This is a genomic window from Streptomyces sp. NPDC107538, assembly GCF_055657445.1.
The window spans coordinates 268,050-293,910 of record NZ_JBVKAY010000001.1 but is presented as its reverse complement, the minus strand read 5'-3'; the positions used below and the strand labels follow the sequence as shown (position 1 = coordinate 293,910).

Here is a 25,861-nt window from a genome sequence, read left to right as displayed (position 1 = left end):
AGGGCTGGTCAGGCGGCGGTGGCCGCGAGGGCGGCTTCGAGGTCGGTGATCTGGCCGGTGAAGTGGAGGGTGCGCAGGCCCAGCTCGGCTGCGGCCCGGCAGTTGTCGGCGCGGTCGTCGACGAACAGCACCCGCCCCGGATCGGCGACGCCGGTGGCCACCAGCGCGTGTTCGTAGGCGGCCGGATCAGGTTTGCACAGGCCCAGACGGGCCGAGTACAGGGCGTGGGTCATCAGGTCGCGCCGCCAGTCGGTGGCATCCAGGACGTTGCTGAGGTGGGCGGGGGCATTGGAGAGCAGCACCATGGGCAGCCCTGTGGCCCGGGTGCGGTAGAGGGTGTCGAGGACGTGTGGATCGGTGCGGGTCCACATGGCGGTGTCGGCGGCGCGCAGGGTGCGCAGCCAGCGTGGGCTGGGGTGGTGGCCGAGGACCTTCGCCCAGTAGGCGAGGTCGCTCAGCTCCCCGGCGTCGTAGGCGTTGCGGGGAGCCCAGAACGCGGTCTGGAAGGAGGGGAGGTGCCGGTCGGGCCATTCGGCGAGGTCGGCGAGGCGGGTCCACATGGCGGTGCCGGGCTGGAGGCCGAGGACGCCGTTGTAGTCGAGGATCACGGCGTCAAGGCCGGTGGTCGTGTGGGTGGTGGTCAAGGGGTGGTTTTCTCCAGGGCTCGGTGGGCGAGGACGGCGACGGCGGCTGCGAGCAGGGCGGGCAGCAACAGAGCGGTGCCGACGGTGGTGAGTGAGGCGATCGCGCCGATGAGGGCGGGGCCGGCGAGCAGGCCGAGGTAGCCGGTGACGGAGACCGTGGCCACGGCCCGTGGTCCCCCGGCTCCGGCAGCGGTGATCAGGCAGGGAACGGTGGTGGACAGGCCGAGCCCGAAGATCGCCCAGCCTGCGAGGGCCAGCGGCGTACTGGAGGCGATGGCACCGGTGGCGAGTCCGGTGGCGGCGAGGATCGCGCCGGCCCGTACGACGCGTGCGGCGCCGAAGGCGGAGGTGAGCCGGTCTCCGGTGAGCCGGCCGGCGGCCATGGCCGCGCTGTAGAGGGCGAACGCGGCGGCGCTCACGGCGGCCGGGGCGTGGAGGCTGTGCAGGTGGACAGCGGCCCAGTCGGCTGCCGCTCCCTCCCCCAGCAGGCAGGAAGCGGCGAGTGCGCCCAGCAGCCACAGCTTCGCGGACGGCAGGGCTGGCCGGTGCGCGCCGTGTCCGGCGCCTGCGGATGCGGGCAGTTGATCAGTACCAGTCAGGGTACGGGTTGCGGGCAGGGCCGCGAGTGCCGCTGTGGTGAGGGTCAGGCCGGCGGTGAAGAAGAGGACGCTGTGCTCGGTGTGGGCGGTGACGGCAGCCAGGGCGGCTCCCGCGAGGGCGCCGATGGAGTACGCGGCGTGCAGGGACGACATGATGGGTCTGCCGGCGGCGTTCTGGCAGCGCACGGCCGCGGAGTTGGCGGCGACGTCCATCACACCGTGCGTGATACCGAACACCACGGCGGCCACGAGCAGGGCCGGCAGGCTGTGGCTCTGCCCGATCAGGGCGAGACAGAGGCCGAGGCCGACGGCGCCGGAGGTGAGCAGGGCGGGAAGGCGTGCCGGGCGGACGAGGCGTCCCGCGGCCTGCAGTCCTGCGACCATGCCGAGGGCGGCGGCCAGCAGCACCAATGCCAGTTGCGCGGTGCTCAGTTGGGCGGCCTGCTGTACGGCCGGCATGCGGGCGCCCCAGATGGCCATCACCACGCCGAGACCGGCGAAGTAGCCGGTCAGCAGGCCACGGCTGCGGCGGACGTCTGCCGCGGTCACGACCAGGGCAGCAGGACGGTCGGACAAGGAGATGCTCCTCGAAGAGTGTCGAACCGCGCCTCAGGACGGCGTTGTTCGCGGGGTGGGCAGGGTGCGCAGGCGGGTGAAGGCGGCCGTGAAGCCGATGGCCTGCAGGACGGCGGCGGCGGTGATGGCGTGGCCGAGCTGGGCGGGTGGCACGGCTGCGACGAGCAGACCGGCGGCGGGGAAGGGCAGCAGGAGCAGCAGGACGGTCACGGCGAGGGTGCTGCCGAACACGTCGGGCGGGATCAGGCGGGAGCGCAGAGTGCGCAGGACGACCGTGAGGCTGCCTTCGCCGGCCATCACCACGGCGATCAGCAGGAGGTAGCCGCGGTAGGTGTCGGCCTGGGCGACGGCGAACGTCGCTGCCGCCGCGACGGTGGCGGCCACGGCGCCCACCGGCCACAGGCCCCAGCGGTCGATCGCGGCGCGGGACGCGGTGATGGCGAGGAGGGAGGCGACGGCCGCGGCGGACCAGATGAGTCCGGCGTCCGTGCTGGAGCGGTCCAGTTCGGTGACGATGACGACGGGGACGGCGGCCTGTAGGACGGAGAGTGCGACGTTGGAGAGGACCAGGCCGCCCACGAGCCAGGCGAGGGCGGGCAGCGAACACAGTGTTGCCCAGCCCGCCCGCAGCCCGCGCTTCGCCAAATCCGCATCGCTCGGCGTCGTACGCCCGCGGGGGCCGAGGACGGCGGCGAGAAGGGACACGCCGGCGAGGGCACCGAGCATGAGGGCGGGGCCGCCGCGCTCCAGGAGGAGGCCGCAGACCGCGGGACCGGCCAGGGTGGCTGTCTGGTCGATCCCCAGCAGGACGGACTGCACCCGGTGCGCCCGGAGGCCGGCCTTCCGGCTCGCCTGGCTGCCGACCGTTTCGGCCGCGACGAAGCTGAACTCGGTGAGCACGCCCGTCGAGGCGGCCAGCAGCATCACCGTGACCGTCGCAGCCGGAGCGCCGGCTTCGAGGACAGTGAGAACCACGGCGGCGGCGACCGCGACCAGGGCCCGCGCGAGACAGGCGGCACGGAAGACGCGCGGGGGGCCGTAGCGGTCGACGAGGGTGCCGGCAACGGTGAACGCACCGATCCTGGGGATCCACTCCAGCGCGAAGGCCAGCCCCGTCAGGGCAGCCGAGCCCGTGGTGGCCAGGACGAGCAAGGGGATGCCGTAGGTGGTCATCGCGAACGCGGCGGCGTCCGCCCCGCGCGGCAGATAGACCGTGCGCTTCAAGCCCGCCGTGGAGTACGCCGCCGCGTGGGGGCTCACGCGGCGACGCCGTCGGTCCTGCGGATCGGCGGGGACAGGTGGGTGTGGATGAACTCGGCCAGTAGCCGGTGGACACGCCCGAGTTCGGTCTCAGCCTCCCCTCCCCCGGCCTCCAGGGCTTTGCTTGCGCTCAGCAGGGCGAAGACGTGCTGGATCCGTTTGGTGAACGTGCAGATCGGCTCGGGGTGGTGGTGACGCCGGGCCCAGCGGGCAGCAGCGTCGTAGACGTCGGCGAGGTCGCCTCCGGCAGGGGTGAGGCCGAGGCCGCAGCCCGTGCGGTCGAGGAGTCCGAGAGCGTCTGCGTGCTTGACGGCCTGCCGGATCCGGTCCCGGTCGAGGTCCGTGAGGGTGCAGGCCAGCGCGCGGGACGGTATGACCCCGTGGTCGTCGATCTCGCTGACCAGACGAATCAGGCCGGCCGAAGACAGCTCCGCGCACACGGCCTGGAACTGCTGGTGGGAGAAGACGGGCATCATCGGCGGACTCCTGCGGCCGGCGCGGCGGGAGTCGGGCGGGACGGTGCGGGGTGGGAGAACAGATCGCCGTTGTGCCAGGCCGGGCGGCGCGCGGGCTGGGTCTGCAGCGCGTGTGCCGGCCGGGCGGATGGGGCCGCGGGCCGGGATGGATGGCTGACCCACACCCCTGGAGCGGCGGAACCGGGAGCGGCCCTGCCCCAGAGCGGGTGCCCCGGCGCGTGGTCCACCGGTCGCCCGCAGGCCCACATCGACAGCGCGCCGAAGACGTGGCCGAGCCCCTCGCCGGACGGGGCGAGGCGGTAGGGCCGGCCGTTGCCCTCGGTCACCACCAGGCCGTCGTCGATGAGCTGGCGCAGCGGCGGGTAGATGCCGGTCCAGTAACCGTCGGGGATGACCAGGCGCGCCAGGGCCCGGGCGCTGGCCTCCTGGCGGGCCTTGAGCACCCACAGGATCGCCGGGGCTCGTCGGCCGGACAGGAGGGTGAGGCAGTCCTCGATCTGCTCGACCGCGGACAACGGCTCCGTCGGCTGCTCCAGATGTTCCTTGGCCCAGGCGGCGATCGCCGCCAGCACCGGCAGGAGCTGTCGGCCGCGCCGGGTGAGGCCGTAGGTGACGTGGTGGGCGGAGTGCTCGGTGCGCTCGGCCAGGCCGACGTCGCACAGCGAGCGGATCTTGGGGTGCAGTTGGCCGCTGTGGAGATACGGCAGTTTGGCCGCGATCTGCGTGTAGCGCTGCGGCGGCTCGTTCAGCGCGAGCAGGATCCGCACGTTCCAGCGCGGGGTGATCATGTGGAGTGCTTCGGTGACCCGGGCGATGTCGGCATCGGCGGCGGGCGGCAGACCGGTGGTGGCCAAAGGGGGGAACTCCTGGGTGCAAAAGGGGCAGGTGCCCGATGGGTCAGCGGCTCGGGGCGTCGGCGGCCCGGCGGGGCGCAGCGGGAACAGCGGCGCTCGCGGTGATGGCAGGCGGCTGGGGGGCGTCGGTGCGGCCGAGGCTGTCCAGGACTGCCTGGGTGGTGGCGGCCTGGGTGTCGCGGACGGCGACGGCTTCGGCGAGACGGCGCGCGCAGTCGAGGATGTGCGGCACCTCGCAGGTGCCGATCTGCCGCTCGGGGAGGACGAGTTGTCCAAGGCGTTCGCGGTGGACGGTGATGCTCTGCTCGGCCAGGGCGAGGGTGTGGTGGCCGGCGAGGAGGGCGGCGAGCATGCCCGGCGGCCGGCCCCGGGCGCGGGATCGGAGATCGTTCAGCGAAGCGCTGTACAACTCCTCGATCCGTGCGGCGATCTGAACGGAGGTGGGGTGGGGCAAGCGGCTAGGGCTTTCACGGTCGGCGCTGTCGGGCCGCCCCGGCAGACCGGGGTGCCGGGGCGGCGCTGCCCGGGGGCAGGGTGGTCGTGATCGTCTGCTGGGCCGTGCGGACCGGGCGGCTTGATACTCCGGGAGGCGGCATGGTGCGCAGCAGGTTGTCCAGGGCGGTGCGGTAGCCGTCGCGGGCACCGAGTGCCGCCTCCAGCCACTGCGCGTCTATCCGCAGCTGGTCCGCGGACAGTTCGTCCATGTCGCGCCCCGGCTCCATCGCCTCATGCACAGGGTCGCGGATCCGGGTGACCTGTTCCTCGGCCAGGGCCAGGAACGAGCGCACCTCCAGCGCACGGGTCAGCGCCGCGGAGGCATCCGGACCGGAGGCCCTCCCGTACAGGTCGGCGACCGGGGCGCCGAAGACCTCCCGGAGCCGGGCGTCTTGAGTGCAGGGCTTGCCTCGGACGTTCACCGCAGTACTCCCCGACCGGCCGGGGGCGCTGTAGCGGGCCGGGCAGCCGGCGCGCTGGTGGGCACGGCCGGACCGTGTCTGAGTCCGCGGTTGAAGCGGGCCAGATGTTCGGCGGCGAGGTCCTTCTTCCCCGGTGCATCGGGGTCGAGGAACCAGCGCACGACCAGGGCCCGCCCGTCACGGGCGGTCACGGCCGCGTTGACGCGGTAGGCAAGGTCCAGCGTCGGGCCGTCGACTTCGCTGGGCTGTGTCTCCAGCGCAGCCAGGAGATCGTCCTCAGCACGGGAGAGTGCCGTCTGGGCCTCGGTGAGCAGTCCGTGCCACTTGACGATGTCGGTGGCTTCGGGGTTCGCCGCCGGCGCCGCGGCAACTGCGGCGGTCAGTTCCGCCATGCTCATTGCGAAGCGGTGCTCGATCTTTTCGGTGAGCACGCTGACGACATCCTCTATGTCATCGGACACAGACAACTCCTTTCAGAAAGGCACCGGAAAGTTCCGGCATTCATAGGGGTGAGTGCGAGAGGAATGGTCAACTCGCCCATTGACTGGTGCTGTTGCGGGCGCTGTTTCAGCGAGACACGTACAGGCGCGTTCGGTTCGAGGGCATGCGGAAGGAACCTCCGTGCAGGGAAATGGGGATACCGGGTGAGGAGGCCCGGGAATTTCTTCACGGGCAGCTGGACAAGAGTCCACGGATTCGCCGGTTTGGCCAACCGGCGATCGTCGGCTATGTTCCGGCCCGCCGACGCGAATTGTGCGGGTCAGCGCTTTCGGCCCGGTGGGCGCTGTCCGAGGGCTGCCGGCACCGTGCCCGGGAGCCCGTTGGAACGGGCGGTGAGCCGGACGGGCGGCAAGCGCGCGGTTTCTCCGTCCAGACGGTCTGTGCACCACTGGACGGCATCGGCGGCGGTGGGAAAGCCGCCCTCGCGCAGGGTGTGGGTCCAGGTGTCGGTGTCCACCTCCTCGTGCAGTACACGAAACGGCGCGGGGCTGTGCTCGTCGAGGGCGCGCAGGACCACGACGGTGGTCACGTCGTCCGGGTCGTCGCGGGTGTAGCTGTGCAGCAGGGCGAAACGGCGCGGGTCCCCGTCGCCCATGAGCCGCTGCTCCAGTGCGCGGGTCGTCTCGTCCGCCGGTACGGTCCCGGTGCCGGGCGGCAGGCCGATGGCATCTGGCGGGCAGCCTCGGTGGATGAGCCAGGACTGCGCCATCGCGGGCAGGGGCAGTGCGGCATGGTCGAAGCGGAAGGTGCGTTGCGTCATGTCCCGCTGCAGGTGGAGGGCGAGGAGTTGCGCTTCGCCGGGGATGCCCCAGGTGACGGCGCCGTTGTGCAGAACGTAGTGACTCTCGGCCCCGTCTGGGGTGTGGTGCTCGGCGAGCACGGTGAGCGTGCCCTGCTCTTCGGCGATCGCATATCGGAACGCTTCCTCGGTCCACTCGTCGACGGCCTCGAAGCCGTCCAGCCGAAAGTCCACTTCCGGGGAGTCCAGCTCGGGCGAGTCCGGGTCGGGGGGCATAGGGCCTTTCGGTAGGTGGGCGGGGGTCAGCGGCGGTTTCTGGAGGAGGTGCCCGGCCAGGCACCGGGGGCGGCACTGGCTGGGCCTGCCATCGGGTCCGGACGTCGGCTGCCGGCCAGGGCGGCCCGGCCGGCAGCGGTCAGTGCGACCGGCTGCCCGGCGTGGAGCGGGTGGCTTGTGTCCCGGCAGATCAGTCCGGCCGATTCGAGCCGCTGCAGATGGGTGTGGGGGATCCGGGTACCGGAGGCGGTGACCACGGACAGGCGACGTGTCATGAGGTGTTCGTGGAGCTTGGCGCCGCCGGCGATGGCCAGGAGTGCTGCGTGGTCGGCTGCCTCAAGAGGTGCGCGACCGTCCCCCGGCGCCCGGCGGGCTGCCGACTCGATGGGTTCCAGGGCGGCGATCACGCGGGCCGCGGCAGCAGCGTGTTCAGCGGCAGCCGACTTCAGCTCGCGCAGCGTGCGTTCGATCCGCGTGAGCAGGGCGGAGTCGACGGGGTACTCGCCGCCGGTGAGCCGGTTGAGGAGGGTTCGGTGGAAGCTCACGCCGGCCTCGGCCTTGGCCAGCTCGCGGTGCCGGTCCACCAACCGTGCGTGCGGCTCACCGAGGACGCCGCGATCGCGGTAGGCGCGGAGGGTGCCGAGATCGTGGCCGGTTACGGTTTCGACGCGACGGTCGAGCGGGGACAGAACACGGTCTGTTCCCGGCGTGGGATCGGGGGGCATGGACGGGGTGCTCCCTCGTGTCAGCGGGTGCGGTGCTGCGGGGAAGCGTGGGCCGGGCGGCGCGGGCCCGGCCGTGTGGAGGGCAGCGGCCCCGGCTTCGGCACGGGCTCGCGGGCCGTGAGCTGCGGGGACCGGGCGCGGGCGGCATGAGTGCGGGCGCTCAGGGGCCGGCGGGTCAGCCCCAGGCGTTGCCCCACGGTGTCGTACACGTCGTTGCGGGCGCGGGGCCGGACGGCCACGACGTGGATCTCGCTGCGGTACGCCGACGCTGGTGGTGCCGGACGCGTGGCATAGACGACGCGCCATTCCTTGCGGGAGTCCACGACCAGCTTGCGGTAACCCTCCAGGTCACCGGTCAGCCTGGTCCCGAACCGCTCCGCGTTCACCACGTCCTGCAGGTACCCGAGCGCCAGGTCGCGGATGTCACCGGGCGCCTGGAGAAGGTCGGTCAGGGCCCGGGGATCGAAGCTGAGGCCGAAGGCCGGCTGCCCCGCGCTCACGGCGTCGGCTCGCCCGGCTCACCGGAACCCGACGTCCCGGTGTCGGCAGTGACCGTCCTGTCGGTACGGGCCGAGGGCGGCGGGCCGGGCAGGAGCCGGTGCGCGGGCCGTTCCGGGGAGTTCATGCACGCCGACAGCGGACCACCGGGAGCCCGGATCGCGGTGATCGCGTGGGTGAGGAAGTCCCGGTGCCAGACGAGCAGACCGCTCAGGCCGGCTTCGGGATCCTTGTGCTGCTGGTAGGAGAGCCACAGCGCATGCAGCCAGGCCACGACGTCGTCGTGTTCCTGCCAGCGCAGACACCAGGGGGCCGCCGTGGTGACCTCGGCCCCGTACACCGGCATCAGGAAGTCGTCGACCCAGTCCGCCAGCGCGTCGAGTTCGTCCTCGTACTCCTCGCCCTCCAGCTCCAGAATCGGGCGCGGCTCGGGCGGAGCCGACAGTGCGGGTCCGCCGAGTCCCGGCATGCCGAACGCGGCGAACGGCGACGGGCCCGGCATCGGTCCGGCGGCGAGGTGGTCGAGCTGCTGGGCCTGCTCGGCGGACTGCTCCATCAGCTTCCGGACACTGGCTTCGATTTCTTCGAGATGGGCATCCGGAATCCGGACCGGCTCCAACTCCCCCTCGTCATAGGGGTCTACAGATTCGGGCATGAAAGGGAACGGACCTCCTTGAAGCCGGGACAGAGCCAGGAGCCGTCAACGCTGTGGGGACGGCCCGTGGGGAAGTAGCCCGGCTGCAGTCGCTACGAGGGCACTCAACTGCCCTTCGGGGAAACGGTTGTGCAGATTTCAGGCGGTCAGTTCGACGTCGTCCTGGGTGAGGGTCTGGCGGACCGTCTCGGTGAGCCGGTCATGCGCGATCGAGGCGTAGTGCTTGGTCTTCTCCACGCCGATGAATTCGCGGCCTTCCAGCAGCGCGGCAACGCCCGTGGAGCCGGACCCGGCGCAGAAGTCGAGGACCGTTCCGCCCGGCGGGGCGATCTTGACCAGCTCCCGCATCACCTCGACGGGCTTTTGCGTGATGTGCTGACGGGCCTTGCCCGACGGCTGTGAAGCGCTGTAGAGGCCGGGCAGGTACACCGGATTGCGGGAGCCGTCGATGGCGCCCTTGGAGGCCCAGACGACGAACTCGCAGTTCTGTGTGAAGCGGCCCTTCTGCGGCCTGGCCTGGGGCTTGTGCCAGGCCAGGACACCACGCCACAGCCACCCGGCCGCCTGGATCGCGTCCGTCGTCGTGGGGAGCTGACGCCAGTCGGTGAACAGCAGCGCGGTGCCGCCGGTACGGGTGAGCCGGTGAGCCTCGGTCATGATCTGGGTCAGCCAGAAGCCGTAGGAGCGCTGGTCCATGTTCTCGCCGGTGAAGTCGGCAAGACCGTGTCCGGCATCGGCGGAGGTGTACTTCTGCTTCGCGCTGCGGGAGGTGCGCTCCTTCGCGGTCCGCCCGCCGGAGTTGTACGGCGGGTCGGTGATGACCGAGTCGACACAGTCGTCCGGCAGTGTGGCGAGAACGCTCAGCGCATCGCCCTGGTGCAGGGAAAAAGGCAAAGAGGTACCCCGATTCGGGTGGGAGAGGGCTGGAGAACCCCCTGTTCGCTCAGCGGAACCCCGCAGGCAGGAATCTGGCATGCAAAGCCCAAGGCCACAGACCGGGGTAGAGCAGAAAAGAGGGGGAGTCCAAAAACTGTAGATGCATAACGCCGGTCGGCCAAAAAGTGCAGCGGCGAGGTACCGGAATTCGGCACCTCACACCAATTTTTTGGCTGACCGGCGATCCGGACCTACAGTTTTTGAACCGCCCGGCGCACACCCGCCGCTGACGCATCCCCCTTTTCCGCGCCACGCGGAGGGTCCCCTGCCCCGGCACACCTGATCCACGGCCCCGGCCCGTGCAGGCGAGAAACAACTCGCCCACGCCGGACCGCCTCCCCCGCCCACCACCGGCCGCCGCGTTCCCATCCACAACGCTCCCCGCACTGCGCGGCACGCCGGACCACCCCGTCGAAGGACACCCCATGACACCTCGTTACCCGCCCCTGCCCCAGAGCCCCGACGCACGAGGGGGCCGCACCGGTTGAAGGCACTCGCCGCCGGCATCGGCGTCGTCGTCCTCTCCCCGTTCCTCCTCGCCGGCACGGCCATGCTGATGGCCGTCTCCAGCGAAGCCGCACAGACCGCCTCTCCGCCCCTCACCTGCGTGGATGACGCCGACACCGATGCCGTCGTCGAGCAGGTCACCAAAATCCTCGACGGCGCGTCCGCCCAGGACGTCCGCGTCGAGGGATTGAGCCTGCCCGAGGAGCAGATCCCCCACGCCCGCACGATCGTGGCCACCGGCATCAGCCTCCACGTGCCGCAGAAGGGCCAGATCATCGCGCTCGCCACCGCGATGCAGGAATCCCGGCTGCGCAACCTCAACTCCGGTGACCGCGACAGCCTCGGGCTGTTCCAGCAGCGGCCGAGCCAGGGCTGGGGAACCGCCGCGCAGATCCGCGACCCCGTCTACGCGAGCGAACGGTTCTACAAGGCGCTGCTCGCGGTGGACGGCTGGGAACAGCTGACCGTCACCCAGGCCGCGCAGAAGGTCCAGCGCTCCGCCTACCCCGACGCCTACGCACAGTGGGAGAACCTCGCGACCGCCCTGCAGAAGGCGATCGCCGCCACCTTCCCCAACGCCGACCAAGACTCCACGGAGACGGACTCCTCTGCCGTCTCGGAGTCCTGTGCGGCGGCCGAGGACGGCTCCGGGTACGGCACGATCCCCGAAGGAGCCGTGCCCGAGGGCTACTCGATCCCCAAGGACGCCGCTCCGAAGGCGCGCAAGGCGATCGCCTGGGCTATGGCGCAGCTCGGCACGATGTACCAGTGGGGCGGCACCTGCACCGCGCCGCACGGCCCGGATCCGATGGGCCGCTGCGACTGCAGCTCGCTGACCCAGCAGGCGTACGCCCATGCCGGCGTCACGCTGACCCGCACCACGTACACCCAGATCAACGAGGGCAAGCCTGTTTCCGCTCGGGCGCTGAAGCCCGGTGACCTGATCTTCTCCCGCGGCAGTGCCGCCCGCCCCGAGCACGTGGGCATGTACATCGGCTCGGGACTCGCGATCGAAGCTCCCCGCACCGGAAAGCCCGTGCGGATCACACCCCTGGCGGACTGGGACATCCTCGCCGCCCGCCGCGTCATCTGACCCGCGGCCGAAGCGCGCCCCCTCTCCACCCGCCGCGTCGCTTGGTTCGTCGCGAACCGGCCGTCCACGGCATGTGATCCGGTTCGCCGCCCTTCCTTCTTTCCTTCATCTTTTCCCGCGCGTCGGCTTCGGCGCGCTCAAGGAGCCTCCTCGTGCATCTGCTCTCCTCCGTGCAGTTTCTGGCCTACGACCCCGGCATCTCACCGTCGGGCGGTGGCCTGCCCGGTCTGTCGGTGCTGAAGAACGTCGTCAGCAGCATCAACATGTTCGCGATCGTCGCCGTGGTCGGCGCGCTCGCCGTCTCGCTCGGTGTGTGGGCCTGGGGCCACCACACCGGCGGCCACCAGGCCGAGGCGAACGGCAAGAAGGGCGCGCTCGTCTCGGCCGGTGCCGCGCTCGGCCTCGGCGCCGCCAACGGCATCGTCGAGTTCTTCTCCGCCCTGGGGTCCCAGGTCCAGTGATACCGAAACGATCTTTCTCACTGTCCCGCTACGGCCTCGACTGGTCGGCCCGCAAGCGCGTCACCGTCATCGTGGCCGGCCTCGCCGTCCTGCTCGCTGCCACCTCCGGCATCGCCCTGCTCACGGGCCGCCCCGGAACCGGCACGAGCCGGACGAACGATCCGTCTGCCACGAGCGGCACCGACTCCGCCACCTCCGCTCCGAGGCCGTCGACCGGGGCTGGTTCGGTGGCGAAGCCGCCGCCGGTGGCCGATCCGGTCGCCTTCGCCCGTGCCGCCGCCGTGATGCTGTGGTCGTACGACACCCGCAGCACCAGCCGGGAGCAGCAGCTCGCCGGAATGCGGGAGTGGCTGACGGCCGAGGCAAAGTACGCGGACTGGGCGTCTCTCGCCGGGCAGGTGCCGGATCCGGTGCTGTGGTCGCGGATGGCCGATCAGGACCAGTACGCCACCGCGACCCTGGACGAGGCGCACTATCCGTCGGCGTTCAAGCAGGCCCTGGCGGAGGATCCGTCGGCGATCACGGAGGCGTACATCTACGCCGTCACCGTGACCGGCAAGCAGGAGATCGTCTGGAAGCAGGGCGGTGCCGGTGCCGAGGAACGTGCGGTCACTCTCGCCGTGCAGTGCCGTCCCGACGCCGACTGTTCACTGGTCTCCCTCGCCCCGCGCGTCGTGCCCTGACCGCCCGCAACTCCCCATTTGAGAAAGGAGGGCTGACTCCCCTGTGGGTTTCTGCGACCTCCCCCTGACCGACACGCTGTGTGCCGTCGGCGACGCGGTCTCCTTCGCCTCCGACCCCGGTGCGGCGATCGGCAACTGGATGGCCAAGAGCGCGGGCGAACTCGCCGCCGCCGCGGCCGACCTGGCCGCCGAGGCGGTGGACACCACCACCAGGGTCGACCTGAATGCCGTCTGGTTCCGCGACAACTACGAGATGCTCCTGCCCATCGGGCTGATCGTCCTCGTCGCCACGTTCTGCGCCCAACTCGTACGAGCGGCGATCCGCCGCGACGGCCAGGCCCTGGCCCAGGCGTTCACCGGCACCGCCACCGGCGTGCTGTTCGCCTTCAGTGCGATCGCCTTCACCACCATCGCCATCGAAGTGGTCGACGCCCTGTCCGCAGGGCTGTTCAAGGCGGCGAACCTGTCCCTCGACTCCGCCGTACGCCGTCTGGTCAAGGTCGCCATGATCCCCGGGCTGTCGGCGATGGGCTGGCTGGTCGCCGTCTTCGCCGGCATCGGTGCCGCGCTGGGGGCGTTTCTGTACTGGTGCGTGATGATGGTCCGCAAGGTGGGCATCCTCGTCATGGTCACCCTCGCCGTGTTCGCCGGAGCCGGCGGCGGCTGGGAAGCCACCCGGCGCTGGCGCAGGGGCTGGATCGAGGCCACCGCGACCCTCGTCGTCTCCAAGCTCCTGATGACCGTGATCTTCGTCCTCGGTATCTCGGCGATGGGCAAGACCGAGGCCAAGGACGGCGTCGCCGCTCTCGCCGATGTCATGGCCGGCATCGTCATCATGGCGCTCGTGCTGCTGTGCCCGTACGCGACGTTCAAGTTCGTGCACTGGGCCGCCTCCGAAGGATCGGACGGCGAGAGCCTGCACCGCTCCGGCGGAGCCGGAGCCCAGCTCGCCCGCCAGCACGCCGAACGCGCCGGCCGTAAGGCCGCCGCCGCAGCCGCGACCGCCGCAACGGGTGGTGCCGCGGCCGGAGCGAGCGCCGCTCCGCAGGGCCCGGACTCCATGCCCGGTGGCTTTCCCGGCGACATCGCCGCCGGCCCCACGCCGGACAGCGGCAGCGAGGACAGCGGCAACTCCGCGGCGCCGTCGTCCGCAGGCCAGGGGATCACAAGCGGGGTGGAGAAGGCTGTACAGCCTCCGCCGACCGATGTCCGCGACGACACCAGCGGACAGGTGGGGGGCGGTCCCGGACGGAGCAGTTCGGGAGCGGGAGCCGCAGCGGGTCAGGGCGGCGGGTGGCAGGCCACGCCTCCGACCACGTCCCCGCCGCCTCAGGGCGCGCCGCCGCCCTCCCCCTCGACGACCGCGTCGAGCAGCGCGGCGCCTTCCGGGCCCGCTGCAGCTGGTCCGTAGCCAGCCCCGTCCAACTGGCCCACGGGGCGGGACGTGTTCGCTGCTTCCGCCCCGTGGCGCCCCTTCGCCCGCGTTCCCCTGGACCTCTCCTTGTCTGATCTCTCCGTCGCTCCGGTCACCGTGAAATTCCCGCACCGGTCCCGGCGCGGCATCCTCCTCGGCCTCACTCTGCCCCAACTCACGTCCGTCTCCTGTGCGTTCGTGCTGCTGCTGATCACAGTGGTGACCACCGGGCTGCTCGGCGTCCTCGCGCTCGCCCCGCTGTGGGCGGTCGTCACCGCGCTGGTCTTCGTCCGCCGTGGTGGCCGCTCCCTGATCGACTGGGCGCCGATCGTCGCCCGCTTCGCCCACCGCCACGGCACCGGTCAGACGCTGTGGCTGGCCCGGCCCCTCTCCCGGCCCCGACACGACGGGGTGCTCCATCTCCCCGGCAGCACTGCCTCGCTCAAGGTCGTTACTCCCGGCGACTCCGCGAACGGTGCCGCCGCGGTCCATGACCCGCACCATCAGCGGCTGACCGCCGTCGCCCGTGTCTCCTCCCGCGCGTTCGCGCTGCTGGATCCGGCCGCGCAGAACTCGAACGTCGCGGGCTGGGGCCGGGCGCTGGCCGGCATCGCCCGCACCGGACACGTCGCCACCGTGCAGGTCCTGGAACGTACCGTCCCCGACTCCGGCGACACGCTGACCCGGCACTGGGCCCGGCACGGCCGGCCCGACACTCCCGTCGCCGGGCAGATCTACGCCGACCTGGTCGCCTCCGCCGGCCCCGCCGCCGCCCCGCACGAGACGTACCTGGTCATCAGCCTGGACCTCAAGGCAGCCAAGCGCCTCATCAGCCAGGCCGGCGGCGGACTGCCCGGCGCCTTCACCGTGCTGGAGCAGACCACCTCCTCCGTCGCCCAGGCCGCCCGCAGCGCCGGACTGACGGTCACCGGCTGGCTGAACGCCCGGGAGATCGCCGCAGTCGTGCGCACCGCCTACGACCCGCGCTCCCTGTCCGCCCTGCAGCAGTGGTCCCCGGCCGGGCGGGCCGAAGCCGACCCGCACGCGGCCGGACCGGTCGTGCAGGTCGAGGAGTACGACCGCCTCGCCACCGACTCCGCCCGGCACACCACCTACTGGGTCGAGAACTGGCCCCGCACCGAGACCGGCGCCGGGTTCCTCCACCAGCTCATGTTCACCGCCGGTGTCCGCCGCACCCTCTCCCTCGTCTACGTGCCCCAGGGGCTGGAGTCCGCTCTGCGCGACGTCCAGCGCACGAAGTCCGCGATCATCGCCGACGCCAACGAACGGGCCCGCCGCGGGCAGGTCGACTCCGAGGCCGACTCCGTCGAGTACGCCGACGTCAAGCAGCGCGAGCGCCAGCTCATCGCCGGACACGCGGACGTCGCCCTGACCGGACTGCTCTGCGTGTCCGCCGCGTCGGACGCGGAGCTGGACGCCGCGTGCGCCCAGATCGAGACAGCCGCCGTCACCGCCCAGGTCGACCTGCGACGCCTCTACTACCAGCAGCCCGACGCCTTCACCCTCGCAGCGCTGCCCCTGGCCCGCACCGCCCTGTGACCACCCCTTCCACTCGGCCGCTCAGCCCCGGCCGGCGCCGAGTGCGCCGGACCACGGCAGCAAGGACCCCGTTGACCCCGTCCCCCTCCCCCTCCGCCGACGCGCACCCCTACCTCCGCGCCGCCACCGCCGGACTGCGCCACCACACCCGCGGCCACACGAGCTCCGGCGCACCGGCCGACCGGCTGCACCTGGACACCCTGCACGCCCACCTCACCGCCGCCCACCAACTACTCGACCAGCTCACCGGGACCACCCGGCCCCCGCACCCGGCCGCCGGCCGTCATCTCGCCGCCGCCCACCTCCGGTTGTGGCAGGCCACCGCCGCCGTCCACGACGCCTTCCACACCGTGCCCGCCGCCGAAAGCGCCGCGGTGCAGGAGTGCCGGCCCGAGCGTCTCCCGGACGGTCCGCTGGTGCTGACCATCTGCCAGCGGCACCTGGCCGCCTCCCACGCGATCCGCCGCAAGACCACCCCGACCGACCTCAACACCCCGCCAACCACTCACGCCACCTCGTGCACCACGTGAGCGCGCGCCGCCGAAACGAGTCCCGCCGATGAACCACCGGTCCGCCCGACGCGCGACGGCCTCTGCCCTGTTCACCCCCCACACCACCGATCGCTCCGCCCGCCGGGCCGCCCGCCGGCGACTCGCCGAGGCCACCGCGAAAGCCCGCGCCGACGCCAACTTGCCCACCGGCGGCGGCCAACCGTCCGAACAGCCGATGCCGGGCCCGCTCTATCCCCCATCGGGACGCCCCGGCCCCGCCTCGGCCCGGAGCGGACGGCTGAAGCTGCCCCAGCACCGCATGACCACCGCGGTCGCCGCAGGGGCGTACCCGTTCCTCGCCGAAGGCGGCCTCGGCGCCGACGGCATCTACATCGGCCGCGACGTCCACGCCGAAGCGTCCTTCACGTTCGACCCGTTCTCGCTGTACGGGCGCCTCGAAGGGTTCACCAACCCCAACGTCCTGCTCGCCGGAGTCATCGGCCAGGGCAAGTCCGCGCTGGCCAAGTCCTTCGCCCTGCGGTCGATCGCCCACGGCTACCGGGTGTACGTGCCCTGCGATCCCAAGGGCGAATGGACCCCGGTCGCCGCCGCGCTCGGCGGCACCTCCATCGCGCTCGGCCCCGGACTGCCCGGCAAACTCAACCCCCTGGACGCAGCCCCACAACCGGCCGGCGTCCCAGAGAACGACTGGGCGGGGGAAATCCGCAAGCGGCGTCTGCTCCTGCTCGGCTCCCTCGCCCGCACCGTCCTGGGCCGCGACCTGCTGCCCATGGAGCACACCGCGCTCGACGTCGCCCTCGACACGGTCGTCACCCACGCCACCGCCAACCAGCGCACGCCGCTCCTCGGGGACATCGCGGCCACCCTCAACGATCCCGGGCAGCTCGACGCGGCGGCCGGGATGATGTCGGGCCGGCTCGGAGAGGCCGCTCGCGACCTCGCCCACGCCATGCGCCGCCTCGTCCACGGCGACCTGGCCGGCATGTTCGACGCCCCCTCCACCGTCACCTTCGACCCCAGCTCACCGATGCTCACCATCGACCTCTCCCGGCTCGGCGGCTCCGGCGACGACACCGCCCTCGTCCTCGCCATGACCTGCGCGAGCGCCTGGATGGAGTCCGCGCTCACCGACCCGAACGGCGGCCGGCGGTGGATCGTCTACGACGAAGCCTGGCGGCTGATGCGCCACCCCGGCCTCCTCCAGCGCATGCAGTCCCAGTGGAAGCTCAGCCGCGGTCTGGGCATCGCGAACCTGATGGTCATCCACCGGCTGTCCGATCTGCTCACCGCAGGCGACGCCGGCTCACAGGGCCGCGCACTCGCCGAGGGCCTCCTCGCCGACTGCTCCACCCGCATCATCTACCGCCAGGAAACCGACCAACTCCACGCCGCCGCCACCCTGCTGGGCCTGACCCGTGTGGAGACCGAGGCAATCGCCCACCTCAACCGCGGACGCGGACTCTGGAGGGTCGCCGGACGATCTTTCATCGTCCAACATCAACTCCACCCCCGCGAACTGGCGTTGTTCGACACAGACGCCCGCATGCGCTGAGTTTCCAACGGGTTCCCGGTTTCTGTGCCGTTGATTCCCATGAACCCGAGGGTGGTGGCCCGGTGAAAAGGCTACCGCCGTCTCGGGTTACCGGACCCGTGATGCCCCGTTCGGGCAGGGCGGAATCCTCCGTCACACGCCACCGACCAATCCCCTTCCCGCTTCTCCCCCTCCATCAGGAGTACCTCATCGAGACCCATCCCATCTCCTCACTCTTTCCGCAGCTCGACGAGGACGAACTACGCGCTCTAGCCGACGATGTCCAGGAACGCGGCCTGCTGCACCCCATCGTCCTCGATCCCCAGGGCCGTCTCCTCGACGGACGCGGCAGGCTCAAGGCATGCGAAATCGCTTCCGTGGAACCGGAGTTCGTGACGTACGCGGGAGGCGATCCCAGCGGATACGTCCTCTCGGTGAACCTCCGCCGCCGCAACATCAGCAAGGGGCAGGCGGCGATGATCTCCGCCAAGGCGCGCTCAGAATCTGAGCAGCCGCCGCGTTCAGGCTCTGAGCAGACCACCCGTTCAGTAGCTGAGCAGACGGGGCTTTCCCTGGGGCGTATCAGCCAGGCCAACATGGTGCTGCAGCACGCTGCGGATCTGGTCGAGGCCGTCATCAACGGCGCCATGGGCCTGGACGAGGCGTACTCCACCGCCCGGGAGAACAAGGCCAAGGCCAACTCTGCCGAAGCCCAGCTCGCCCGGCTCCGCAAGGAGGACCCCGACCTCGCCGACCGGGTCGTCGAAGGCGACCTGACCCTGGCCGGCGCCTGGGCAGAACGAACCGAGCGCGTCGAGGAGGACAAGCGGCAGCGGCGGGTGGCCACCCGCCTGCTGGACGAGGTGATACCGCCGCTCGCCCAGGCCCGCGGAACCCGAACCTTCAGCCGCTACGACCCCGAGTACGCCAGCGGCACACCCATCACCCGCGCCACCATCGCCCACGCCATGACCGCGCTGGCCGAAATGGACCAGGTCTGGCAGGAGCGTGACCTGCCGTGACAACGACCGCCGCACTGCGCCTGCAGCACATCGTCGAACAGAGCGCTGTCGCCCTCACCGACACAACCGGCCGCTTCCACAAGCGCCACCTCACCGACGCGGTACGCGAACAGCTCGCCCGCGAGGACCTCGACCCGCACATCAGAGCCGCCGCGCTGGACAAACTGGCCCAGAGTCTCGTCACCGGATTCGGTGAACACCGCAACCCACGGCGCCGACGAACCGGGCGGCTCTTCCACCCCCAGGACGTCATCAAGCTGGGCAACGGCATCTGGGTATGGATGGACCGCGCCACCGACTCCGACGTACTGGAGTGGCGCCGACTCTCCAGAAAGAACCGGGCCCGCGTCGACTCCGCGGACAACGAGATCCAGGACTACACCGACGACGTCCTCGACGCCTTCCGCACCCACACCGACGTCCTCTACCTCGGAGACCTGGAACGCACCGTCTTCGGCTGGAGCGAAGACGAGGCCGTCCCAGGTGAAGCCCTTGGACCGTGACCCCCGCGTACCGCACGCCTCGACGCCAACGAACCCACCACCACACCGCCAACACGTCCCTGGCCTGCCGGTCACCTCGCTCGACCGCCCCACGAAGGCGGGCCCGTTGACGGCCCACCCCGCTGTCCGGGAAGTACGCCGTGCTGTACCTCGGCACCCCGTCGGGCCCTGAGATACGGGCGGCCATGAGTGCCGGACGTCTCGGCTGCATGACCACCCCGGCGCAAGGCGCCCGGATCCCGGACGGCGCCCTGTACGCGTGTGACAACTCCAAGTTCGGCAGCGACGGCCGTGGCCGCTACTGGCCCGGCGCCGACGCGTGGTTCGACTGGCTGAGCCGGACCGTCCACCGGTACGGACCCGACCGCTGCCTGTGGGCGCTCGCCCCGGACCAGCCGTTCGACGCCGCCGCCACCCTCACGGAGTCCCTGCCGTGGCTGGCCCGCATCCGTGAGCTGCGCGTCCCCGCCGCTTACGCGGCCCAGGACGGCTGCGATGCCCCCGGGCTGCTGCCCTGGGACGACTTTGACGTCCTATTCCTGGCCGGATCGACCGAGTGGAAGCTCGGCCCGGTCGCCGAGCGACTGGCTCGTGAGGCGAAGGCGCGCGGCAAGGGCGTGCACATGGGCCGCGTCAACTCCCGCATACGCCTGGGCATCGCCGAGTGGTTCGGCTGCGACACCGCAGACGGCACATATCTGGCCTACGGGCCCGACAAGAACCTGCCCCGGCTCCTGAGATGGCTCGATGACCTCAACGACCGACCCTCCTTGATCGGCGGCAACATGGGCCCCTTCGCCCCGGCCGCGCCAGCACGCTCCGCTCCCTCCCTGACCAGCGGGGCACACCGCACTGTGCCCGCCATTGCGGTGCCACGAGTTCCAGGTACCCGAACCCGCTGAACAGCCCCTGCCGCCACGGCGGCGGTAGCAGCTGCTCCTCGAACGCGGCTGTCCGCCCATCACCGCCAACTGCGCGGCAGCGCAGGCCGCTTCTCTCGTGTCCGGTCCCCGGACTCGCGGCCGGCGCAGCCGATGCCGCCCCATTCCACCCGCCACGACACCGAAGTGCCACCGATGACTCAGCTCACCACGCCCACCGATCCAGCGGGCCATTACATATACGGCCGCCAGGTCCTCGACCTGACCGACCGGCTCAACGCCGCCAGATCGTACGAGGAAGCCGCCCAGCTCGTCGATCAGGTCCTGGAGCCGACGGACGGGCTCGTCGAACGCCTCGCCGAGTTCTTCGAGGCGGCAGCCGAGAAGACCAAGGAGTCCGAGACCGACGACGGGTTCGACCTGTCCGACGACTTCCAGGATGCCGCTGCCTGCGTCCGCGCTCTCGGCGAACAGCTCCACGTCGCCGTCGACCGCATACGAGCACTCGACCCGCCTCCGCTCCAGCACCGGACCCGGCAGGAAGCCGTGGTCCATCGGCACGTCGCGCAGCGCCCGCCCGGCCTGCCGGCACCATCGGCCCCTCCCGCCGGACCGTCCACCGGCCCCACCCGTTGACGGCACCCAGGAACACCATGCCCGCATACCCGCGCCTGTCCGGCTTCGCCGCCGCCCTGGCGGAGCGGCTGCCCGGCACCTGGCGCGGCGAGGATCACGTGTATCCCGCGTTCGCAGACCAGTGGCCGGCGGCCGGCCGGCTCTGGGGGGGGGCGGCCCCGCTCACGCCCCGCCCCGGTCTGCCGCGGACGCCCGCGAACCCGCCGCCCACGGCCCGGCGGTAGCGCGCCGTTCCCATCCATCTCCTGGAGGTGTCACTGTCCGATCTCGACCAGCGGCTGCTGCTGCACTCGACGGCGGACCGGCTCAACACCGTCGCCGACCATCTCCCGCTGCCCGACCAGTTCACACCGCCCCCTGATCCGGGGTTGAGCGAGATCCTCGACGACGAGATCCGCCATCTCTCCCGCCTGCTCGGCGAGCTGGCCGGTGAGCACGCCTTCCGACACCGGTCCGCCACCCGCTACCCGAACCGGGTCACAGTCGCCAGCCGCCGTACCGCCCTCGCGCTCGCGTGTGCCGCCGAGCCGACAGCAGCTGCGCTCGCCGCCCTCGGCGCCGCCGTCCGCCACCTCGGTCATCTCGCCGACCTCACCCACCAGGCTCCCAGCCGTGCCCAAGCCCGGGCGACCGCCACCGCGCACCAGGCGCTCGTGGACCGCATGGTCGCGGCCCGTGCCGAGCTGGCCCGGGCCTCGAAGCAGCTGCGAGTCGCCGCCGACAACCGCACGCCCGGCGTTCCGACCGCGCTTGTTCGGCCTGCGGCCCCCTCCACCGCGCGCCGCCGCTGACCCGACCCACCCCGGAGCACCTCATGCCCCTGCACTCCCCCGCCCGCCGCCCCGCCCTGTGGCTCACTGTCGTCGTGGCGGCCACGATCACCGTGTCCTCCTGTACCACCGCGAGCCGTACCCCCAGCGACATCACGGACAGGGCCTCCCGCACCACGGCGCCCGCGCCGACCGCCGAACCGGCCCTGACGAAGAACCAGGCGCTGGCCCGCATCGCCCACTACTCCGAGATCAACAACCGGGCCAACGCCAGCCACGACCGCCGGCTCCTGGACACGATCGAGGACGGCCCGCTCCACGCGATGTCGCTCTCGGACTACCGTCAGGACGAGGGCCTGCCCGAAGCCGACCGCCCGGCATACAGGCCCTGGTCGTACGACCTTGCCTCCACGACCGTCTACATCCCCCGTTTCACCGCCGGCCAGAAGAAGTGGTTCGCCGCCCTCACCTACAGCGGCAGGGACAATCGCTACGCCCGCGTCCTGGTCATGGCCGAGCAGCCCGGCACCCGGCGGTGGGAGATGGTCGCCGCGGTCGACCTCGACGACCCGTCGCAGTTCCCGACCATCGCGCTGGACGCGGACGGTTACGCCACCGCCCTCGACGCCACCTCCACCACGAACGTCGCCGCCCCGGTCGGCGTGCTGCGAGCGGCGGTCGGCGACAACTTCACCACCGGCGGCGACACCACCGCCTCGAAGGTGTTCGCCCCCTCGAAGGCATCCGCCCGGCAGATCAAAGCGCACGACCGCGCCGTCGGCAAGTTCGGCACCCGCGGCTCCACCGTGTTCTCCGCGGCCCGCCCGCAGTACACCGACAGCTACGCCCTCAAGACCGCCGACGGCCAAGCCGCCCTGGTCGTGTTCGCGCACTCCCACACCCAGCACGACGCCGTCACCCGCTCCGGGCTGGAGATCGTGCCGGACAAGGAAGACCGTGCCTGGCTCGGCACCGCCTCCAGCCCGTCCTTCACCTACACCTTCACTTGCTCCGATGTCGCCGTCGTCCCCACCTCACCCGGTACATCGGCTCTGCTCGGCTACCGGTGCCGCAGGACCGACGCCCACGGCATGACCACCGCCTCATGACCCTCACTGCCCGGAACCCCCGCACCGCACAGGAACCCTCCCTGCCCATAACCGAGTTCACCGACGCGCTCGCCGAACGGCTGCCCGGCTGGCGCCCCTCCCCCACCGCGGTAGCCATCGCCGACGACCCGGCCGCCAACCGGATCTGGGACAGCGGCCCCCTGCCGTATGCCGCATTTGAGACCACCGATGTCCAGCGCAGCGTGCTCACCCACCACTGGGGGCTGCAGCTGTACGTCATGCCCCGCCCGCACCGGCCGGGCGAGTACCTGGTGCTGCCGATGCTGCCCGCCAACACCGGCCACCAGCACGTCCAGGGCCTGAGGGCGCCGCGCGGCATCGCCATCCCGGCCGACCCCGTCCGGGCCACGGCCCTGCTGAAGCGCCGACTGCTGCACGACTACCGATTCACCTCCCCGACCTCGATCCGGCGCAGCAGCCCCGGCCACCTCCAGGTCCACGTCGCCTTCGACGCCGACCGGCGTCCGCGGATCCGCTCCGGCTACATCGGTGTCAACAGTGCTCTGCTCCGCGGTGGTTTCCTGCTCGACCCGGCCACCGGCGAATGCCACCTCCCCGACACCCTCAATCCCACGCGGACCCGGTATCAGCTGATCACCGTCCTGCAGCACCTGCGCCACCGGGACTTCCACATCGTCGTGCACTCCGCCGAAGGACCGCGCTCCCACCCGCCCCTTCCCCGGGTCACCCCACGCAAGGGGATGACCCGGTGAGCCAGAGCCGCCACGACGTGTTCGTCCACGCCCGCCTGGTCCTCTGGCAGCGCCGTATCACCGAGACCACCACCGGCCTGGACCTGCCGCAGACCGGCACCACGCAAGCGGCATTCGTCCCCCTGCTCGACCAGCTGGTCGCCGTCTACAACCTGTCCACCGGCCTCGTCGCGGACCTGCGGCAGTCCGCCGACAGTGCACTCGCACAAACCGATACGGGACGCGGGTACCTGACTCAACTGGGCACCGCCCTCGCTCACACCAACCGGGCGGCCACCCACCTGAGCACGGCCGTGGCCGGCCTCGCCACCCTCCACCGGCATACTCACCGGCCCGGCACCACCACACCGGCCGAGAGCCGACTGAACATCACCCTTGGCCACGCCGCCGCGCAGCGCAGCCTCCAGCGCGCCCTCGACGCCGTCACCCGCCCCGTCACCAACGCTCAGCCCACCCCGGCGTACTCCCCGTTGCCCGTGGTCAGCGAGCAGCATCGCCGGGCCACCGGGAACGGCGGAACCCACCACGGTCGCCGCCACCCCTGAACCCAGGGGCCAACCACCCACCGCCTGTACGTCCTTGGACGTCCTTGGAGAATCCTCTGGCCACCCGCTCCTTTATCGCCCGCCCCACCGACACCGGGTACGCCGGCGTCGGGGTCCTCCACGACGGCTACCCCAGCCATCAACTCCCCCTGCTGCTCGCCGCCCACCGGTACCGCTTCGCTGGCGACCTCGACGCCCTGTGCCGGCACCTGATCGACGAGGCACCGGACGGCTGGTTCGACCTGGGCACCGACCTCCTCGACGACACCCCCGACCCTCTGCGTACCGAACTCACCGACGGCGACGAACACCCCAGCACCAAAAACGACAACGTCTGGGTCATCACCGTCGGCGACACCGAAACCGACACCGAGCCGGAGCCTGAGGGGTGGGCTGTCACCGAGGCGTCCCGCGGGGACCTGCAATGGGGATACGTCCTGCACCCGCACGGCATCGAGATCATCGCCCTGCACGCGGACGACCGCGGTCCCCTCATCCCGTGGAACACCGACCCCCGAATGCCCTTCAGCAACAGCACCTATCACTGGCGCCCCGGGCATCCGATCCCCGTCACGCAGTCGCCCCGCACCCCCACCGTCACCCGGCCGGCCAGCGGCCCGGCGGCGCCCACCACCGCGCCACGGACCGGCCCCCACCGCTGAACCCTCCGTCCCGACTTCCGTGGAGATCGTCCTGCCCTCCCCCACCGCCAAGATCACCGTCGTCGTCCCCAGATACTGGCGGGCGAGCGATGAGCCGACCGGGGTGAGCAGATGCCCTCGTCCGTCTCCCACGGCACACTCGACGTACTGGCCCGGCGACTGGGCGGGCTGGCCGATCAGCTCCCGTCCCGTCCCGAGGCCGTCGATCTCATCACGCTCACCGACGACATCAGCATGCTCGCCCACCACCTGCAGCACGCCCTCAAATGCGCCCAGGACCGGTTCACCGCGCCCGAGACGGTCCACCCGCCCGAGCGCGGCACGCTCGTCCAGCTCGCCACCGCCGCCACCGGCATCGCCCACGTCCTAGGCACCCTCACCGAGGCCCTGGCCTACACCACCACCGGTTTCCAGCGCGAAGCCGTGACGGACCTCGCCCACTCCCCGTTGCGCAACGACCCCGAGGTGCTGCGGACCATGGCGGCCGAGTACTGCGTCACCGCCCGTTTCAGGCTCCGTGACACCGCCGCCGCGCTGCGTGAGGCATCCGCACCTGCCGGGCCCACCACCCCACGCGCGGCCGGCCCCGGCACCCGGCCGGCTGCCGGTGCGCCCGTCCGGCAGCCGAGCCGCCGATGAACCCCGGCACCTCCCCAAATCCCCTACCGACGCCGCGCCCCTCGGGCCAGCCCAGGCATCTGCCGCCAGCCCCGCTCCCCCGGCCCGCCCTACGACGCCCCCACCAACGTCCGGCTTCACGCCGGTGACCCGTAGATCAAGGATCTGCTTCTGTTTCACCACTTCCGTTTCCGCCCCGACCCCGAGCACGGTTTCGTCGCCGCCGCCGACCCGAGCTTCACCCCGCACCTGGCCGAATGGTTCCTCGTCCGCGAGCAGTTCGAGCCCGTCCCCTTCTCCCCGGGCCTGTACCGGCTGACCGAGCCCGACCGCGACGGGCTGCGCCGCACCCGCCAGGCCGTCCACGATCTGCGGCGCCTCGGCTACGAAGTACGAGCCGACAGCGGACTCGATACCGCCCCCGCACCGGCTCCCACTGCGCCGACGGCCGCCAACGACCGGTGGGAACGCCGCTCCCGTATCGCGCGGGCCGCCGCTCGGCTCCCCTCCCGCATCACCGCCCTGGCCCGCGTCCGCCCCGCGCCACGGCCCACGGGGGCCGGTATCGCCGCAGTCGTCCGGCAGCGCGGGCGCGGGAGGTGAGTATGGCCGAGCCGATCCGCATCAACCGCGGCCCAGGCGGCGAGGTCGAAGTCGAAGGACACTACGACCGGTTCGCCGCGGACATCCTCGCCCGAGCCGGATTCCTCACCTTCCCGACTCTGCGCGGGCAATGGGTGCGGCTGCCCTTCGACCTCGGACGCGACTGGGAGAACGAACACGCCGCCTGGGCCGCGCAGATGCTGGCCGCCGCCCGCTACCCCGTCCACCTCGACCCCGACCTGCGCGCCGACCGCCCCGGACCGGCCGTACGACGGCCATCAACAGCCGCGCAGGCCCCGCCGCCCGGCCGCCCGGCACGCCGCTGACCGAGAGCCAGGGAGGACCCGATCCCCGAACACCC

32 protein-coding genes are annotated in these 25,861 nt (G+C 71.6%); 19 read left to right on the top strand and 13 right to left on the bottom strand.

Annotation, left to right across the window (positions count from 1 at the left end; translation table 11 throughout):
- Window positions 1-8 precede the first annotated feature (8 nt).
- From ACZ7MG_RS01255 to ACZ7MG_RS01195, 13 genes are all read right to left on the bottom strand, one after another.
- Window positions 9-644 carry an HAD family hydrolase gene (locus tag ACZ7MG_RS01255; protein ID WP_471386144.1) on the bottom strand — a complete coding sequence of 212 codons (636 nt, stop codon included), beginning with the start codon at window positions 642-644 and terminating at the stop codon, window positions 9-11.
- On the bottom strand, window positions 641-1,723 hold the full coding sequence (locus tag ACZ7MG_RS01250) for an MFS transporter (protein ID WP_471386476.1): 1,083 nt from the start codon (window positions 1,721-1,723) through the stop codon (window positions 641-643). The genes ACZ7MG_RS01255 and ACZ7MG_RS01250 overlap by 4 nt, the downstream gene beginning before the upstream one ends.
- A gap of 129 nt (window positions 1,724-1,852) precedes the next feature.
- Complete coding sequence (locus ACZ7MG_RS01245) at window positions 1,853-2,992, bottom strand: MFS transporter (RefSeq protein ID WP_471386479.1); 1,140 nt, start codon at window positions 2,990-2,992, stop codon at window positions 1,853-1,855.
- Window positions 2,993-3,075: 83 nt separating this feature from the next.
- Window positions 3,076-3,555, bottom strand: coding sequence for a hypothetical protein (locus ACZ7MG_RS01240; RefSeq protein WP_471386147.1), 480 nt, complete (start codon window positions 3,553-3,555; stop codon window positions 3,076-3,078).
- Window positions 3,552-4,409 (bottom strand): winged helix-turn-helix transcriptional regulator, encoded by an 858-nt coding sequence (locus ACZ7MG_RS01235; protein ID WP_471386149.1) that lies wholly within the window; start codon window positions 4,407-4,409, stop codon window positions 3,552-3,554. Before ACZ7MG_RS01235 ends, ACZ7MG_RS01240 begins: the two co-directional genes overlap by 4 nt.
- Before the next feature lie 43 nt (window positions 4,410-4,452).
- Window positions 4,453-4,863, bottom strand: coding sequence for a hypothetical protein (locus ACZ7MG_RS01230; RefSeq protein ID WP_471386152.1), 411 nt, complete (start codon window positions 4,861-4,863; stop codon window positions 4,453-4,455).
- A gap of 13 nt (window positions 4,864-4,876) precedes the next feature.
- On the bottom strand, window positions 4,877-5,326 hold the full coding sequence (locus tag ACZ7MG_RS01225; protein WP_471386155.1) for a hypothetical protein: 450 nt from the start codon (window positions 5,324-5,326) through the stop codon (window positions 4,877-4,879).
- Entirely contained in the window at window positions 5,323-5,787 is a 465-nt protein-coding gene (locus ACZ7MG_RS01220; protein ID WP_471386157.1) for a hypothetical protein, read from the bottom strand. The genes ACZ7MG_RS01225 and ACZ7MG_RS01220 overlap by 4 nt, the downstream gene beginning before the upstream one ends.
- 299 nt (window positions 5,788-6,086) lie before the next feature.
- Entirely contained in the window at window positions 6,087-6,842 is a 756-nt protein-coding gene (locus tag ACZ7MG_RS01215; RefSeq protein ID WP_471386159.1) for a hypothetical protein, read from the bottom strand.
- 26 nt (window positions 6,843-6,868) lie between these two features.
- Entirely contained in the window at window positions 6,869-7,567 is a 699-nt protein-coding gene (locus tag ACZ7MG_RS01210; RefSeq protein ID WP_471386160.1) for a hypothetical protein, read from the bottom strand.
- A gap of 20 nt (window positions 7,568-7,587) precedes the next feature.
- Window positions 7,588-8,067: a hypothetical protein gene (locus ACZ7MG_RS01205; protein WP_471386163.1), complete on the bottom strand. Its 480-nt coding sequence runs from the start codon at window positions 8,065-8,067 to the stop codon at window positions 7,588-7,590.
- On the bottom strand, window positions 8,064-8,621 hold the full coding sequence (locus tag ACZ7MG_RS01200) for a DUF4913 domain-containing protein (protein WP_471386482.1): 558 nt from the start codon (window positions 8,619-8,621) through the stop codon (window positions 8,064-8,066). Before ACZ7MG_RS01200 ends, ACZ7MG_RS01205 begins: the two co-directional genes overlap by 4 nt.
- 237 nt (window positions 8,622-8,858) lie before the next feature.
- Window positions 8,859-9,614 (bottom strand): DNA-methyltransferase, encoded by a 756-nt coding sequence (locus ACZ7MG_RS01195; RefSeq protein WP_471386166.1) that lies wholly within the window; start codon window positions 9,612-9,614, stop codon window positions 8,859-8,861.
- Window positions 9,615-10,140: 526 nt separating this feature from the next.
- Between ACZ7MG_RS01195 and ACZ7MG_RS01190 the strand changes: the two genes are divergently transcribed.
- From ACZ7MG_RS01190 to ACZ7MG_RS01100, 19 genes are all read left to right on the top strand, one after another.
- Window positions 10,141-11,256, top strand: a complete 1,116-nt coding sequence (locus ACZ7MG_RS01190) for a C40 family peptidase (protein WP_471386168.1) — start codon at window positions 10,141-10,143, stop codon at window positions 11,254-11,256.
- 152 nt (window positions 11,257-11,408) lie between these two features.
- Window positions 11,409-11,717: a DUF6112 family protein gene (locus ACZ7MG_RS01185; protein WP_471386170.1), complete on the top strand. Its 309-nt coding sequence runs from the start codon at window positions 11,409-11,411 to the stop codon at window positions 11,715-11,717.
- The gene (locus tag ACZ7MG_RS01180; protein WP_471386485.1) at window positions 11,717-12,400 is read left to right on the top strand and encodes a hypothetical protein; all 684 of its coding nucleotides are present in this window, start codon (window positions 11,717-11,719) and stop codon (window positions 12,398-12,400) included. Before ACZ7MG_RS01185 ends, ACZ7MG_RS01180 begins: the two co-directional genes overlap by 1 nt.
- Before the next feature lie 43 nt (window positions 12,401-12,443).
- The gene (locus ACZ7MG_RS01175) at window positions 12,444-13,811 is read left to right on the top strand and encodes an SCO6881 family protein (RefSeq protein WP_471386173.1); all 1,368 of its coding nucleotides are present in this window, start codon (window positions 12,444-12,446) and stop codon (window positions 13,809-13,811) included.
- A 90-nt stretch (window positions 13,812-13,901) separates the two neighbouring features.
- Window positions 13,902-15,374: an SCO6880 family protein gene (locus ACZ7MG_RS01170; protein ID WP_471386175.1), complete on the top strand. Its 1,473-nt coding sequence runs from the start codon at window positions 13,902-13,904 to the stop codon at window positions 15,372-15,374.
- A gap of 71 nt (window positions 15,375-15,445) precedes the next feature.
- Window positions 15,446-15,904: a DUF6238 family protein gene (locus tag ACZ7MG_RS01165; RefSeq protein ID WP_471386177.1), complete on the top strand. Its 459-nt coding sequence runs from the start codon at window positions 15,446-15,448 to the stop codon at window positions 15,902-15,904.
- A gap of 28 nt (window positions 15,905-15,932) precedes the next feature.
- Entirely contained in the window at window positions 15,933-17,438 is a 1,506-nt protein-coding gene (locus ACZ7MG_RS01160) for a VirB4 family type IV secretion system protein (protein ID WP_471386180.1), read from the top strand.
- Window positions 17,439-17,539: 101 nt separating this feature from the next.
- Window positions 17,540-18,439 carry a plasmid replication/partition related protein gene (locus ACZ7MG_RS01155; protein WP_471386183.1) on the top strand — a complete coding sequence of 300 codons (900 nt, stop codon included), beginning with the start codon at window positions 17,540-17,542 and terminating at the stop codon, window positions 18,437-18,439.
- The gene (locus ACZ7MG_RS01150; RefSeq protein WP_471386186.1) at window positions 18,436-18,942 is read left to right on the top strand and encodes a hypothetical protein; all 507 of its coding nucleotides are present in this window, start codon (window positions 18,436-18,438) and stop codon (window positions 18,940-18,942) included. Before ACZ7MG_RS01155 ends, ACZ7MG_RS01150 begins: the two co-directional genes overlap by 4 nt.
- A gap of 185 nt (window positions 18,943-19,127) precedes the next feature.
- The gene (locus ACZ7MG_RS01145; protein ID WP_471386188.1) at window positions 19,128-19,844 is read left to right on the top strand and encodes a hypothetical protein; all 717 of its coding nucleotides are present in this window, start codon (window positions 19,128-19,130) and stop codon (window positions 19,842-19,844) included.
- A gap of 174 nt (window positions 19,845-20,018) precedes the next feature.
- Window positions 20,019-20,459 carry a hypothetical protein gene (locus ACZ7MG_RS01140; RefSeq protein WP_471386191.1) on the top strand — a complete coding sequence of 147 codons (441 nt, stop codon included), beginning with the start codon at window positions 20,019-20,021 and terminating at the stop codon, window positions 20,457-20,459.
- 17 nt (window positions 20,460-20,476) lie between these two features.
- Window positions 20,477-20,683: a hypothetical protein gene (locus ACZ7MG_RS01135; RefSeq protein ID WP_471386194.1), complete on the top strand. Its 207-nt coding sequence runs from the start codon at window positions 20,477-20,479 to the stop codon at window positions 20,681-20,683.
- A 27-nt stretch (window positions 20,684-20,710) separates the two neighbouring features.
- On the top strand, window positions 20,711-21,250 hold the full coding sequence (locus ACZ7MG_RS01130) for a hypothetical protein (protein WP_471386197.1): 540 nt from the start codon (window positions 20,711-20,713) through the stop codon (window positions 21,248-21,250).
- Between the two features lie 23 nt (window positions 21,251-21,273).
- Window positions 21,274-22,338, top strand: coding sequence for a DUF8094 domain-containing protein (locus ACZ7MG_RS01125; protein WP_471386200.1), 1,065 nt, complete (start codon window positions 21,274-21,276; stop codon window positions 22,336-22,338).
- Window positions 22,335-23,072 carry a hypothetical protein gene (locus ACZ7MG_RS01120; RefSeq protein ID WP_471386203.1) on the top strand — a complete coding sequence of 246 codons (738 nt, stop codon included), beginning with the start codon at window positions 22,335-22,337 and terminating at the stop codon, window positions 23,070-23,072. The genes ACZ7MG_RS01125 and ACZ7MG_RS01120 overlap by 4 nt, the downstream gene beginning before the upstream one ends.
- Window positions 23,069-23,617: a hypothetical protein gene (locus tag ACZ7MG_RS01115; protein ID WP_471386206.1), complete on the top strand. Its 549-nt coding sequence runs from the start codon at window positions 23,069-23,071 to the stop codon at window positions 23,615-23,617. Before ACZ7MG_RS01120 ends, ACZ7MG_RS01115 begins: the two co-directional genes overlap by 4 nt.
- 44 nt (window positions 23,618-23,661) lie before the next feature.
- Entirely contained in the window at window positions 23,662-24,279 is a 618-nt protein-coding gene (locus ACZ7MG_RS01110) for a hypothetical protein (protein WP_471386209.1), read from the top strand.
- Between the two features lie 111 nt (window positions 24,280-24,390).
- Window positions 24,391-24,918 carry a hypothetical protein gene (locus tag ACZ7MG_RS01105; RefSeq protein ID WP_471386211.1) on the top strand — a complete coding sequence of 176 codons (528 nt, stop codon included), beginning with the start codon at window positions 24,391-24,393 and terminating at the stop codon, window positions 24,916-24,918.
- Between the two features lie 584 nt (window positions 24,919-25,502).
- Complete coding sequence (locus ACZ7MG_RS01100) at window positions 25,503-25,826, top strand: hypothetical protein (RefSeq protein ID WP_471386214.1); 324 nt, start codon at window positions 25,503-25,505, stop codon at window positions 25,824-25,826.
- Window positions 25,827-25,861 lie beyond the last annotated feature (35 nt).

Coding starts and splice junctions, on each gene's coding strand:
- ACZ7MG_RS01160 (WP_471386180.1), top strand. CDS start 15,933: ATGAACCACCGGTCCGCCCGACGCGCGACGGCCTCTGCCCTGTTCACC.
- ACZ7MG_RS01250 (WP_471386476.1), bottom strand. CDS start 1,723: ATGGCCATCTGGGGCGCCCGCATGCCGGCCGTACAGCAGGCCGCCCAA.
- ACZ7MG_RS01100 (WP_471386214.1), top strand. CDS start 25,503: ATGGCCGAGCCGATCCGCATCAACCGCGGCCCAGGCGGCGAGGTCGAA.
- ACZ7MG_RS01120 (WP_471386203.1), top strand. CDS start 22,335: ATGACCCTCACTGCCCGGAACCCCCGCACCGCACAGGAACCCTCCCTG.
- ACZ7MG_RS01215 (WP_471386159.1), bottom strand. CDS start 6,842: ATGCCCCCCGACCCGGACTCGCCCGAGCTGGACTCCCCGGAAGTGGAC.
- ACZ7MG_RS01140 (WP_471386191.1), top strand. CDS start 20,019: ATGACTCAGCTCACCACGCCCACCGATCCAGCGGGCCATTACATATAC.
- ACZ7MG_RS01210 (WP_471386160.1), bottom strand. CDS start 7,567: ATGCCCCCCGATCCCACGCCGGGAACAGACCGTGTTCTGTCCCCGCTC.
- ACZ7MG_RS01135 (WP_471386194.1), top strand. CDS start 20,477: ATGCCCGCATACCCGCGCCTGTCCGGCTTCGCCGCCGCCCTGGCGGAG.
- ACZ7MG_RS01200 (WP_471386482.1), bottom strand. CDS start 8,621: ATGGAGCAGTCCGCCGAGCAGGCCCAGCAGCTCGACCACCTCGCCGCC.
- ACZ7MG_RS01125 (WP_471386200.1), top strand. CDS start 21,274: ATGCCCCTGCACTCCCCCGCCCGCCGCCCCGCCCTGTGGCTCACTGTC.
- ACZ7MG_RS01145 (WP_471386188.1), top strand. CDS start 19,128: ATGAGTGCCGGACGTCTCGGCTGCATGACCACCCCGGCGCAAGGCGCC.
- ACZ7MG_RS01245 (WP_471386479.1), bottom strand. CDS start 2,992: ATGACCACCTACGGCATCCCCTTGCTCGTCCTGGCCACCACGGGCTCG.
- ACZ7MG_RS01155 (WP_471386183.1), top strand. CDS start 17,540: ATGCCCCGTTCGGGCAGGGCGGAATCCTCCGTCACACGCCACCGACCA.
- ACZ7MG_RS01105 (WP_471386211.1), top strand. CDS start 24,391: ATGCCCTCGTCCGTCTCCCACGGCACACTCGACGTACTGGCCCGGCGA.
- ACZ7MG_RS01240 (WP_471386147.1), bottom strand. CDS start 3,555: ATGATGCCCGTCTTCTCCCACCAGCAGTTCCAGGCCGTGTGCGCGGAG.